13 protein-coding genes and 1 pseudogene are annotated in these 12,217 nt (G+C 65.4%); 8 read left to right on the top strand and 6 right to left on the bottom strand.

Features of this window, described 5'->3' with window-relative positions:
* Positions 1 to 17: 17 nt before the first annotated feature.
* A complete protein-coding gene (locus K320_RS19615; RefSeq protein WP_029695867.1) occupies positions 18 to 437 on the bottom strand; it encodes a pilin in 420 nt (139 codons plus the stop codon).
* Positions 438 to 660: 223 nt separating this feature from the next.
* Between K320_RS19615 and K320_RS18350 the strand changes: the two genes are divergently transcribed.
* Positions 661 to 1,176 (top strand): hypothetical protein, encoded by a 516-nt coding sequence (locus tag K320_RS18350; RefSeq protein WP_156913844.1) that lies wholly within the window; start codon positions 661 to 663, stop codon positions 1,174 to 1,176.
* A gap of 111 nt (positions 1,177 to 1,287) precedes the next feature.
* Positions 1,288 to 1,541: pseudogene (locus tag K320_RS18030) on the top strand (helix-turn-helix domain-containing protein); the annotation flags it as partial.
* 25 nt (positions 1,542 to 1,566) lie between these two features.
* Here K320_RS18030 and K320_RS0106170 read toward each other — a convergent pair.
* The 5 genes from K320_RS0106170 to K320_RS0106150 form a co-directional block, all read right to left on the bottom strand.
* Entirely contained in the window at positions 1,567 to 2,352 is a 786-nt protein-coding gene (locus tag K320_RS0106170; RefSeq protein ID WP_024537973.1) for a peptidylprolyl isomerase, read from the bottom strand.
* Positions 2,353 to 2,416: 64 nt separating this feature from the next.
* Positions 2,417 to 2,710, bottom strand: a complete 294-nt coding sequence (locus K320_RS0106165; protein ID WP_024537972.1) for a BolA family protein — start codon at positions 2,708 to 2,710, stop codon at positions 2,417 to 2,419.
* Positions 2,707 to 3,264, bottom strand: coding sequence for a septation protein A (locus K320_RS0106160; protein WP_024537971.1), 558 nt, complete (start codon positions 3,262 to 3,264; stop codon positions 2,707 to 2,709). Before K320_RS0106160 ends, K320_RS0106165 begins: the two co-directional genes overlap by 4 nt.
* A gap of 39 nt (positions 3,265 to 3,303) precedes the next feature.
* The gene (msrB, locus tag K320_RS0106155) at positions 3,304 to 3,711 is read right to left on the bottom strand and encodes a peptide-methionine (R)-S-oxide reductase MsrB (protein ID WP_024537970.1); all 408 of its coding nucleotides are present in this window, start codon (positions 3,709 to 3,711) and stop codon (positions 3,304 to 3,306) included.
* A complete protein-coding gene (locus tag K320_RS0106150) occupies positions 3,708 to 5,198 on the bottom strand; it encodes a protein adenylyltransferase SelO (protein ID WP_024537969.1) in 1,491 nt (496 codons plus the stop codon). The genes msrB and K320_RS0106150 overlap by 4 nt, the downstream gene beginning before the upstream one ends.
* Positions 5,199 to 5,349: 151 nt before the next feature.
* Between K320_RS0106150 and K320_RS0106145 the strand changes: the two genes are divergently transcribed.
* The 6 genes from K320_RS0106145 to K320_RS0106120 all read left to right on the top strand — a co-directional run bounded on the left by K320_RS0106145 (position 5,350) and on the right by K320_RS0106120 (position 12,129).
* The gene (locus tag K320_RS0106145; RefSeq protein WP_024537968.1) at positions 5,350 to 6,990 is read left to right on the top strand and encodes a 3-(methylthio)propionyl-CoA ligase; all 1,641 of its coding nucleotides are present in this window, start codon (positions 5,350 to 5,352) and stop codon (positions 6,988 to 6,990) included.
* Between the two features lie 131 nt (positions 6,991 to 7,121).
* The gene (locus tag K320_RS0106140; RefSeq protein ID WP_024537967.1) at positions 7,122 to 8,360 is read left to right on the top strand and encodes a branched-chain amino acid ABC transporter substrate-binding protein; all 1,239 of its coding nucleotides are present in this window, start codon (positions 7,122 to 7,124) and stop codon (positions 8,358 to 8,360) included.
* 68 nt (positions 8,361 to 8,428) lie between these two features.
* A complete protein-coding gene (locus K320_RS0106135; RefSeq protein WP_024537966.1) occupies positions 8,429 to 9,376 on the top strand; it encodes a branched-chain amino acid ABC transporter permease in 948 nt (315 codons plus the stop codon).
* Positions 9,377 to 9,389: 13 nt separating this feature from the next.
* On the top strand, positions 9,390 to 10,667 hold the full coding sequence (locus K320_RS0106130; protein ID WP_024537965.1) for a branched-chain amino acid ABC transporter permease: 1,278 nt from the start codon (positions 9,390 to 9,392) through the stop codon (positions 10,665 to 10,667).
* Positions 10,664 to 11,434, top strand: a complete 771-nt coding sequence (locus tag K320_RS0106125; protein ID WP_024537964.1) for an ABC transporter ATP-binding protein — start codon at positions 10,664 to 10,666, stop codon at positions 11,432 to 11,434. The genes K320_RS0106130 and K320_RS0106125 overlap by 4 nt, the downstream gene beginning before the upstream one ends.
* Positions 11,434 to 12,129 (top strand): ABC transporter ATP-binding protein, encoded by a 696-nt coding sequence (locus K320_RS0106120; RefSeq protein ID WP_024537963.1) that lies wholly within the window; start codon positions 11,434 to 11,436, stop codon positions 12,127 to 12,129. The genes K320_RS0106125 and K320_RS0106120 overlap by 1 nt, the downstream gene beginning before the upstream one ends.
* Positions 12,130 to 12,217: the final 88 nt, after the last annotated feature.

Raw genomic sequence — 12,217 nt, 5'->3', positions numbered from 1 at the left:
AACCACTGGCTAAAATATTAGCCCTTGCACGAAGCAGGGCGGTATTTTGCCGGAATGGTACCAGCACATGTCCATGTCACCTGACCATTCGATTGCTTTGCTCCTGTCAAGATAATGGTTCCCGAAACACCACCACTCAGACTTTTGGATGTGGCAGTAATTATACCAGTAGCGTATGCAACGCCTGAGACAAATTTCGACGTTTGGCTTTCGATAGAGACGCTGGTAGGCATGGCCGTGCCTGACTCCACTGCTGCGGCTTCCGACACCGTGGTACGGGCCGAAGATGCGGCCAGCATCACTTCGGACACTTGCGATTTCACGATGTAATCCTGATACGCCGGCAGCGCCACCGCAGCCAGAATACCGATGATCGCCACCACGATCATCAATTCGATCAGGGTAAAGCCCTGCTGCACTTTCTTCATCGTTTTCATATTTCCATTCCCTTGCAAAGTAGAGGTTGAACCTTGGAGACACTACGCATGGTGCGTCGCCGCACGGTGTAGTTTCAAGCACGCATCGTGCCAGGCAACTGTGAACCAGGTTCCGGGGTGAAAACGCGCGATGAGCCGGTGGAAATGGGGGTAGATCGGCGCTTGTCGCCAAAAAACTGCGACACGCCGCGCGGTGTCGGGTGGGTGGGGTGACAATGCGCGCATGTCCACGGAGTACCCCCCGCCTTGCGTCGCCCTTCACGTCAACACGGTGGCCGCCGTGACGGGGCGCAGCGTGCGCACCTGGCAGCGGCGGATGGAGCAGGGGCTGGTGGCGCGCCAGGCCGATGGGCGGGCGCTGGTGCCGTGGGCGGCGCTGCAGGCGGAGCTGGCGGTGCCCTTGGCGGCGCAGGATGCGCCGCTGCTGGAGCGCGCGGACCGGGGCGAGGCGGCGGCGCAGGCAGACATGGGGGCGCTGCTGGCGCTGGCGGCGCTGGACGCGGCGCAGGGCAGCGAGGGCAACGATGGGGGCGTGGCGGCGGCGCGGTATTTTCTGGAATTGGCGGCGCAGCAGGGCGAGGCGGATGCGATGCATTGGCTGGCGCTGCTGCATGCGGCCGGCCGGGCAGGCGGCGCCGAGGGCGATGCGCTGGCGCTGATGTGGCTGGCCAGGGCGGCCGCGCACGGGCATGTGCTGGCGCGGGAGCAGGTGGCGGGGTTGGTGCCGCCGACAGGCTAGCAGGCTGCGCTCTTGACCCGTATTCGTCTATATGGAGGCGACAAGCCAACAGGATAAGCGCATCGCCGAGGCTCGCTACCGGGCCATCGCCAATGCAAGGAAAGGCAAACCATGAAGATCGACACTGAAATCCGCCGCGTGACCAAACCCGGAGCAAATCTGTTCCTGGAGTTGGGATTCCCGCACGAAGAAGCCCAGCGGCTGCATCTGGCATCGCAACAGCAGATCAATGACACCAGGCAGCTCAGGGAGCAGCTCATGACCGAACTGGCGGGGTGGATCGAACAGCACCACTTGAAGCGGCAGAAATCCTGATGCTGCCCCGTCCACGCGTATCGGACGTGGTGAACAAGAAGACCGGGAAGGCGGCGGCCCTGCCGCCGGCCGGTTTTACTCGACCTTGGCCTTGGAGCGCAGATCCTGCTGGAATTGCCCGAGTTTCTGCTGTTCCAGCTGCTGGCGGATCTGGCCTTTCACGTCGTCGAGCTTGGGCAGCTGTGCGTCGCGGATGTCGTTCAGGCGGATGATGTGCCAGCCGAACTGGCTCTTGACGGGCTCCTGCGTGATCTTGCCTTTTTCGAGCTTGATCATGGCTTCGGTGAATTCGGGCACGTAGCTGCTCGGGTTGGCCCAGCCCAGATCGCCGCCCTTGGCGCCGGAGCCGGGGTCCTTGGATTCCTTCTTGGCGATGTCTTCGAATTTCGCGCCCTTGTCGAGCTGCGCGATGATGTCCCTGGCCTGGTCTTCCTTCTCGACCAGGATGTGGCTGGCCTCGTATTCCTTGCCGGCGCTGGCGGCGGCGAATTTGTCGTACTCGGCCTTGACGTCGGCATCCGTCACCGGGTTCTTCTTCTGGTAATCGGCGAACAGCTCGCGGATCAGCAGGGCCTGGCGCGCCAGTTCCATCTGGTCCTTGAAGTCCTGGCTGTTCTGCAGGCCACGCTTCTGGGCTTCCTGCATGAAGACTTCGCGCGCGATGACTTCTTCCTTGATCTGGTTCTTGAGTTCGGGCGTGATCGGGCGCCCGGACTGCTCAACCTGCTTTTGCAGTTGATCGGCGCGGGTCGTGGGAACCGCTTTGCCATTGACGATGGCGAGGTTCTGGGCGGCCGCCGGCAGTGCCGTGGCGCCAACGAGAGCAACGGCCAGCAGGCCGGACAGGAGCTTGTGGTGCATGGAAATGATGCGAGGAGGGAAAAGAGGGAGAAAGCGGCGCGGGCCGCTCGGGGGTAAGGACGGATCAGAGAACTTCAATGGCGATCGCGTGGGCGCCCTGGTCGATGAATGGGCGCAGCGCATCATACACAAGCCGGTGCTGCGCCACGCGGCGCAGGCCGGCGAGCCGCGGCGCCGCGATGCGCACGCGAAAGTGCGTGCCGAAACCGGTGCCATTGGCGCCCGCATGGCCTTCGTGCTGCCAGCTTTCGTCCAGTACCTCCAGCTGGCTGGGGGCGAGGGATTGCCGCAAGGCGGCGTCCATGGCTTGGGCGGTCACCGCGTTGCCGGTATCCGCCGGTGCGGGGGGGATGCTCATTCGGAGGCTCCGGGCGAGGGCACTTCAGGCGATTCACTCATGTGGCGTGCAATGTAAAGGCCTTGGCCAATGATGAATACGACGGGGAAGACATAGCCCCAGAGCTTGAAGTCCATCCAGGCATCGGTGGAGAAATAGGCGGCCACGTAGCCGTTGAGGGCGGCCATGAACAGGCAGTAGCCTATCCAGGCCACGCTGAGGTGCCCCCAGATGGCCTCCGGCAGCGCGATCTGGCTGCCCAGCATGATCTTGAGAAAGTTCTTGTGGTAGACCCAGAGCGCGATGGCCAGCGCCAGCGCCATGGCGGCGTAGAGCACGGTGGGCTTCCATTTGATGAAGCGCTCGTCCTGCAGGACGAGCGTCAGCGCGCCGAAGAGCAGGATCAGCACTAGCGTGGCCTTGTGCATGGTGCTGAGCTTTCTGTCCAGCCACCAGACGATGGCCATCTGCACGCAGGTGGCGGCCATCAGCACGGCGGTGCCGGCGTAAATGCCGTGCCATTTGTAGGCGATGAAGAACAGCAGGATGGGGACGAAGTCGAGCAGCAGGCGCATGGCGGGCTAGTGTAGTGGCGCGTTCTTGCTTATTGCGGCTTATTGCGGCTCGAAGTCCAGCGAGGCGGAGTTCATGCAGTAGCGCAGGCCGGTGGGCCCGGGCCCGTCGTTGAACACATGGCCCAGGTGGGCGCCGCATTGGGCGCAGGTGGTCTCGGTGCGCAGCATGCCGTGGCTGCGGTCCACGGTTTCGCGGATGGTGCCGGGGATGGCCTCGGAGAAGCTGGGCCAGCCGCAGCCGGCGTCGAATTTGGTGCCGGATTCAAACAGCCTGGCGCCGCAGCAGATGCAGTGGTAGCTGCCGTCGGCCCAGTGGCGCTCGTATTTGCCGCTGAAGGGCCGCTCGGTGGCGGCATGGCGCGTGATCTGGAAGGCGCCCGGCTCGGCCTGCTTGGCGGCCAGCGCGGCGCGCCATGCGTCTTCGGATTTCTGGATGGGGTAGGTCATGAGGAACAGCTCAATACGAGGGAGGAAGCCCAGTCGGGCGGCAGCCCGGCCCAGGCAGCGTGCCGCGGGTGTTCGTCGAACGGGCGCGCCAGCAGCGTCTGCAGGGTTTGGAGTGGCTGGAAGTCGCCAAGTTTCGCAGCGCGTATCGCCTGCTCGGCCAGGTGGTTGCGCAGCACGAATTTGGGGTTGGTTTTCAGCATCAAATCAGCCTGCAGGGCACGGCTGTCTTGCGCCAGAAGCTTCTGATACGAGAGCAGCCAGTGCTGGAAGGCATCACGGCCCTTGAACAGGGCGAGCACCGGCGCAGGGTTGCCGGTGGCCACCATCTCCGACAGCCGGCGCCAGAAGAGCGGGTAGTCCACCGCGTCCTGCGCCATCAGCCGCAGCAGCTCGGCCAGCAGCGCCTCGTCGTCCGCATGCGGCTGGCGCAGGCCGAGCTTGGCGCGCATGCACTGCAGGTACTGGGCATTGAAGGTGTCGGCATACGATTGCAGCGCCGCCTGCGCGCTTGCCATGTCGCCGATCAGCGGCACCAGCGCCTGCGCCAGGCAGCGCAGGTTCCAGTGGGCGGCCAAGGGCTGCTGGTCGAAGGCGTAGCGCCCCAGGCGGTCCGTGTGGTTGCAGATGTGCCGCGGCTCGAACGCATCCATGAACTGGAACGGCCCGAAATCGAGCGTCAGCCCCAGGATGCTCATGTTGTCGGTGTTCATCACGCCGTGCATGAAACCCACCGCCTGCCATTGCGCCATGAGGCGCGCGGTGCGTTCGCTCACGGCGTGCAGCAGGGCGGCATGGGCATTGCCGCCGAAGCCTTCGCCGGCGCGGCATTCGGGGTAGTGGCGCTGAACGACGTAATCGGCCAGCCGGCGCAGTTCTTCGATCTGCCCGCGCGCGGCGAAGTGCTCGAAGTGGCCGAAGCGGATGAAGCTGGGCGCCACGCGCGTGACGACGGCGGCGGTCTCGATTTCTTCGCGCAGCACCGGCGTGGGCGAGCCGACCAGCGCCAGCGCCCGCGTGGTCGGCACGCCAAGCCCATGCAGCGCGATGCCGGCCAGGTATTCGCGGATGGAGGAGCGCAGCACCGCGCGGCCATCGGCGCCGCGTGAATACGGCGTGCGCCCGCTGCCCTTGAGCTGGATCTCCTGCCCCTCTGCCGTCTCGCCCAGCAGCAGCGCGCGGCCGTCGCCCAGCTGTCCGGCCCAGGTGCCGAACTGGTGGCCGCTGTAGACGCTGGCCAGTGGCGCGCTGCCCGGCAGCAGTGCATTGCCGCTGAAGGCGGCCAGCGCCGCCTCGCTGCCCATCCACGCGGGCGAGAGGCCCAGCAGCGCGGCCACGTCGGGGTCCGCCGCCACCCAATGCGGGTCTTCCAGCGGCGTGGGCGCCAGGCGCGTGAAGAAGGCCTCGCCCAGCGCGGCAAAGCCTTGCTGCCAATGCAGGACGGCGCCGGCGTCACTGGGGCGGGCGGGGGCGGCGATGGTGCTGGACATGGATGCATTGTCCTTCACCACGCGGCGTGGCGCAGAGGGCGGATTTTGTCCTGTGGGTGACAACAGGGGCGTTTGCGCGCACGGCGCCGCGGACGCGGCGCTACCATTGCGCCGTTCATTCCACCCAACGAGCCTACAAGGAGACACCATGTTGCTGGGCCAGATGCAGAACCAACCCCTTTTGACGTCGATGCTGCTGGATTTCGCGGCGCGCCACCACGGCGACGGCGAAATCGTCTCGCGCCGCGTCGAGGGCGACATTCACCGCTATACCTATGCCGATCTGGCCAGGCGCTCGAAGCAATTGGCCAATGCGCTGGAGGCCAGCGGCACGCAGCAGGGCGACCGCATTGCGTCCATCGCGTGGAATGGCTACCGCCACATGGAGCTGTACTTCGGCGTGGCGGGCTCGGGGCGCGTGATGCACACGCTCAACCCGCGCCTGCACCCCACGCAGCTGGTGTGGATCGTGAACCACGCCGAGGACAAGGTGGTGTGCTTTGACGCCACCTTCCTGCCGCTGGTGCAGGCGGTGCATGCCAAGTGCCCGACGGTGAAGACCTGGGTGCTGCTGTGCGACGCCGACAAGCTGCCCGCGGACAGCGGCATTCCGGGCCTGCTGAGCTACGAGGCCTGGATTGCCGGGCAGTCCGACCAATACGCCTGGCCGCAGCTGGACGAGAACACCGCCGCCGGCCTGTGCTACACCAGCGGCACCACGGGCGACCCCAAGGGCGCGCTCTACAGCCACCGCTCCACCGTGCTGCACGCCTACGGCGGCGCGCTGCCCGATGCCTTGAACCTGTCGGCGCGCGATTCGATGATGCCGGTGGTGCCGATGTTCCACGTCAACGCCTGGGGCCTGCCGTATGGCGCGGCGCTCACCGGCTGCAAGGTGGTCTTTCCCGGCCCGGCGATGGATGGCAAATCGATCTACGAGCTGATGGAATCCGAGCAGGTGACGATGGCGGCCGGCGTGCCCACCATCTGGCAGATGCTGCTGGGGCACTTGGGCGCCAACAAGCTCAGGTTCAGCACGCTCACGCGCACCGTCATCGGCGGCTCGGCCTGCCCGCCGGCGATGATCGACACCTTCCGCGAGCAATACGGCGTGGACGTGCTGCACGCCTGGGGCATGACGGAGACCAGCCCGCTGGGCACGGTCTGCACGCTCAAGAACAAGCAGCTGCATCTGCCCGCGGCCGAGCAGCTGCACATCCGCACCAAGCAGGGCCGCGCGATCTTTGGCGTGGACATGAAGATCGTGGGCGACAACGGCGAGGACCAGCCCTGGGACGGCAAGACCTATGGCGACCTGCTGGTGCGCGGGCCGTGGATCATGGACCACTACTTCAAGATGGAGGGCAGCCCGCTGGTCAAGGACGCGCAGGGCCGCGGCTGGTTCCCCACGGGCGACGTGGCCACCATCGATGCCGATGGCTTCATGCAGATCACCGACCGCAGCAAGGACGTGATCAAGTCCGGCGGCGAGTGGATCAGCTCGATCGACATCGAGAACGTCGCGATGGCGCACCCCGCGGTGGCGATGGCGGCCTGCGTGGGCATGCCGCACCCCAAGTGGGACGAGCGCCCCATCATCGCCGTGGTCAAGAAGCCCGATGCGCAGGTGACGCGCGACGAGCTCATCGCCTTCTACGAAGGCAAGATCGCCAAGTGGCAGATTCCGGACGACGTGGTGTTCGTCGAGGCGATCCCGCTGGGCGCCACCGGCAAGATGCAGAAGAGCAAGCTGCGCGAACAGCTCAAGGATTACAAGCTGCCGGGGCTTTGATGCGCGCGGCCTGCCCGGCCCTGCAGTCATCCATGTGACTGAATCGGTTCAAAACCCGGGCAAACCCTGAAATGCCGGAGCGGAGGTCTCCTGTAGGCTATGGCGCCATGCCAACCCCTGCAGGAGACACTATGCATTTCACTATCAAGATGATGGCTGCTTGCGCAGCGCTGGCGTGCGCTGGCGCGGCTTTTGCTCAAAGCGGGCAAACCGTCAAGATCGCCATGATCGAGGGCCTGTCCGGCCCCATGGGCCCGGTGGGCACCAACCAGCTCAAGAGCTGGCAGTACGTGGCCGAGCATCTGAATGCCGCCGAGAACCCCGCCGGCATCAAGTTCGAGGTCGTGCCCATGGACAGCAAGAGCTCGCCGCAGGAGGCGCTGAACCTGCTGAAGTCGGCCGTGGACCAGGGCATCCGCTACGTCGCGCAGGGCAACGGTTCGAACGTGGGGGTGCCGCTGTCCGACGCGGTGGGCAAGAGCAACGAGCGCAACCCCGGCAAGGAGGTGGTCTACATCAACTACGCCGCGGTCGATCCGGCCCTGACCAACGAGAAGTGCAACTACTGGCACTTCCGCTTTGACGCCGACACTTCGATGAAGATGGCGGCGCTGACCAGCTTCATGAAGGACCAGAAGAACATCCACAAGGTGTACCTGGTCAACCAGAACTACTCGCATGGCCACCAGGTCAGCAAATACTTCAAGGAGGGCATCGAGCGCAACCGGCCCGACGTCAAGATCGTCGGCGACGACTTCGTCGCGCTGGGCCAGGTCAAGGATTTCGCGCCCTACGTGGCCAAGATCAAGGCCGCCGGCGCCGACACGCTGGTGACCGGCAGCTGGGGCCAGGACTTCACCCTGCTGGTCAAGGCCATGAACGACGCGGGTTTCAACATTCCCATCTACGCCTATTACCCCAGCGTATCGGGCACGCCCACGGCGCTGGCGCAGGGCAAGGAAACCGACGTCTATCAGATTGCCTACGGCCATTCCAACTACAGCGGGCGCACGCGTGAATTGGCCGATGGCTTCAAGGCCAAGTACAACGACGACCTCTACACCCTCTCGATCTACAACGCGATGATGGCCTTGTCGGACGCCATGGCCAAGGCCAAGTCGACCGACCCGGTGAAGGTGGCGGCGGCGCTGCAGGGCCTGCGCTTCAAGGGCTTCAACGGCGAGGATGCGCAGATGCGCGCGACCGACCACCAGCTGCAGATGGGCATGTGGATTTCCAAGTGGCAGAAGGTGGACGCCAAGAACACCTACAACGTGGAGAACACGGGCTATACCTTCGCGCCGGTGAAATACCTGGAGCCCTTCGTCGCCAGCACGCCCACCAGCTGCCAGATGAAGCGGCCTTCCTGATTCGAATGCACCTTGTCTGAAACACGCCGGGCGTCTGCGCCCGGCGTGGTCTGTTGCCGCGCCAAACAATGGAATTTTTCTCGATCTCGCTGCTCAACGGCCTGAGCTACGGGCTGATGCTGTTCATGCTCAGCTCGGGGCTGACGCTGATCTTCAGCATGATGGGCGTGCTCAACTTCGCGCACGCGAGCTTCTACATGCTGGGCGCCTACTTTGCGTATGCGCTGTCCACCTCCATAGGCTACTGGCCGGCGCTCTTCATCGCGCCGCTGGCGGCGGGCCTGCTGGGCGCGCTGTTCGAGCAGGTCTGCCTGCGGCGCGTGCACCGCTTCGGCAATGTGCCCGAGCTGCTGATCACCTTCGGTCTTTCCTACCTGGTGCTGGAGGTGGTGCAGCTCGTCTGGGGGCGCAATGTGGTGCCCTACGGGCTGCCGGAGCAGCTGCAGGGGCCGCTGTTCACGCTCTACGGCACGCAGTTTCCCAGGTCGCGCGCCTTCATCATGCTGGTGGCGGTGCTGATGCTGGGCGGCATCTGGCTGGTGCTCACGCGCACGCGCATCGGCCTCATCATCCAGGCGGCGCTCACGCACCCGGACACGGTGCAGGCGCTGGGCCACAACGTGCCGCGCGTGTTCATGCTGGTGTTCGGCGGCGGCGCGGCGCTGGCGGCGCTGGCGGGCGTGGTGGCGGGCAACACCTACGTGACCGAACCGGCCATGGCCTATGCCGTGGGTTCCATCATCTTCGTGGTGGTGGTGGTGGGCGGCATGGGCTCGCTGGCGGGCGCCTTCCTGGCATCCCTCCTCATCGGCGTGGTGCAGACTTTCGCGGTGGCCATCGATACCTCGCTGGCCGACCTGCTGCGCGTGGTCGGCGTGCAGGTGGCCAGCGGCAACCCGCTGGAACAGGCGCTGCGCCTGACGGTGTCGCAGATTGCACCCATGCTGCCCTATCTCTTCATGGTGCTGATCCTGATCTTCCGCCCGCGCGGACTCATGGGCACGCGGGAGGATTGAGGTGGGTGCTTCCATGGTGTCTTCTTCGCGCCGCAAGTGGCTTGCCTGGGGCGGCTATGCCGCGGTGCTGATCGCCGCGCCGCTGGTGTTCCGCAGCAGCCTGGCGGTGAACATGCTTTCGCAGATGGGCTTTCTCATCGTCATCTGCCTCTCGTACAACCTGCTGCTGGGGCAGGGCGGCATGCTGAGCTTCGGGCATGCGGTCTACACGGGGCTGGGCGGCTATGCGGCGGTGGCGGCGATCAGCTACGTGGATGCGCACGGCATCGCGGTCCCGCTGGTGCTGATGCCGCTGGCGGGCGGCCTCATGGGCGCGCTGATCGCGGTGCCGCTGGGCTACGTCTCCACGCGCAAGGCGGGGCTCACGTTCGCGATGATCTCGCTGGGCATTGGCGAGCTGGTGGTGGCGTTTGCCATCATGCTGCCGGATCTCTTCGGCGGGGATGGCGGCATTTCGATCAACCGCACCTATGGCAAGCCGTTGGCGGGCATCAGCTTCGGCCCGCAATTGCAGCTTTATTACCTGATAGCGGCCTGGTGCTTCGTCTGCACCGCGCTGATGTATGCCTTCACCGCCACGCCGCTGGGGCGCATGCTCAACGCCGTGCGCGACAACCCGGAGCGGGCGCAGTTCGTGGGCTACAACACCCAGCTGGTGCGCTGGTACAGCTTCATCATCGCGGGCTTCTTTGCCGGCATCGGCGGCGCGCTGGGCACCATCAATTTCGAAATCTTCAACGCCGCGGATTCGCTCAGCGGCCTGCGCTCCGGCGCCTACCTGCTGTTCACCTTCCTGGGGGGCGTCACGTTTTTCTTCGGGCCCATCATCGGCGCGGTGCTGATGGTGCTGGCCATGGTGCTGCTGTCGGAGCTGACCGCCGCCTGGCTGCTGTATCTGGGGCTGGTCTTCGTGCTGATGATCATGTACGCCCCCGGGGGCATCGCCAGCCTCGTAATGATGAACGTGCAGATGGCGCGTACCGGCAGGCTGGGCCGGTTTGCCGGGCCGTACGGCGCGCTGGCGCTGGCCTGCGCGCTGCTGTTTCTGGGCGTCGCGCCGCTGATCGAAATGGTCTATCACCTGCAGCTCAATGTGGGCGCGGGCAGCACCATCACCTTCTTCGGCATGCCGCTCGATGCCGCCACCGCGGGCCCGTGGGTGGGCAGCGCGGTGGTGGCGCTGCTGGGCGCGCTGGCGGTGCATCGGGCCGGCAGGCGCTTTGCGCTGGCCTGGGGCAGGGCGCAGGAGGAAATCCAGGCAGAGCTCCAGCGCGCGGGAGCGGCGGCATGACCTACGCACTGGAATTGAAAAACCTCTGCAAAAGCTTTGGCAGGACGGAGATCATCCGCGGCGCCAACCTCGCGGTGCGCCCGGGAGAGCGCGTGGCCATCATCGGGCCCAACGGCGCCGGCAAGTCCACGCTGTTCAATCTCGTCAGCGGGCGGCTGCAGCCCACGAGTGGCGAGGTGCACCTCAATGCCCAGCGCATCGACGGCAAGAAGCCGCACGAAATCAACCGCCTGGGGCTGTCCCGCAGCTTTCAGATCACCAACATCTTCCCGCACCTGTCGGTGTTCGAGAACCTGCGCTGCGCGGTGCTCTGGAGCCTGGGCTACCGCTACACCTTTCTGCGCTTTCTCTCGGGCCTGCACGATGCGAATGCGCGCGCCGACCAGTTGCTGGCGCAGGTGGGCCTGGCCGCCAAGCGCGATGTGCAGGCCGTCAACCTCACCTATGCCGAGCAGCGTGCGCTGGAGATCGGCGTGACCATTGCCGGCGGCGCGCAGGTCATCCTGCTGGACGAACCCACTGCCGGCATGAGCACGACGGAGACGGCGCACTTCATCAAATTGATCCGCGAGGTGACCGAAGGCAAGACGCTGCTGACCGTGGAGCACGACATGGGCGTGGTGTTCGGCCTGGCGGACCGGATCGCCGTGGTGGTCTATGGCGAGGTGATCGCCTTCGACACCCCGGAGGCCATACGCGCCAACCCGCGCGTGCAGGAAGCCTACCTGGGCTCGCCCGTCGCCGAGGCGCAGGGAGGGGCGCACTGATGCTGCAAGTGACCGATCTGCAGGCCTGGTACGGCAAAAGCCATGTGCTGCATGGCGTGAACCTTGCGGTGCAGCCGGGCGAGATCGTTGCCCTGCTCGGACGCAACGGCTCGGGCCGTTCCACCTGCGCCAAGGCCATCATGGGCATGGTGCACGCTGCCGGGCAGCTGCGCTTCAAAGAGCAGGACTTGCTGGGCAAAAAGCCCTTCGAGATTGCCCACCTGGGCCTGGGCTACGTGCCCGAGAGCCGTGACATCTTTCCGCGCCTGACGGTGCACCAGAACCTGATGCTGGGCCAGAAGGGCAGCGGGCGCGCCAGCCGCTGGAACTTCGACGACATGTACGCGATGTTCCCGCGCCTGAAAGAGCGCTGCAGCGTCGAGGCCGGGCTGCTCTCCGGCGGCGAGCAGCAGATGCTGACGCTGTGCCGCACGCTGATGGGTGACCCGGATTGCATCCTCATCGACGAGCCCACCGAGGGCCTCGCACCCAAGATCGTCGAACAGGTCGGGCAGTATCTGCAGCGTCTGCAGGAACGCGGCATTGCCGTGCTGCTCATCGAGCAAAAGCTCACGATTGCGATGCACATTTCCAACCGGGTGCTGGTCATGGGGCACGGCCGCATCGTGTTCGAAGGTACGCCCGACGCGCTGCGCGCCGATGCGCAGGTGCGCAAGGAGTGGCTCGAAGTCTGATACGGCTTCGCCTTCAAACGTATAACTGCGTTGGTTCGCCTTGTCGTGCGACAAGCACTGCCTGCGGCTTCCCGCCTTGTTCTACGCT

This window comes from Comamonas badia DSM 17552, from assembly GCF_000484635.1.
GTDB lineage: Bacteria > Pseudomonadota > Gammaproteobacteria > Burkholderiales > Burkholderiaceae_C > Comamonas_C > Comamonas_C badia.
The sequence above is the reverse complement of the archived record's forward strand: the minus strand, read 5'-3'. Positions and strand labels throughout refer to the sequence as shown.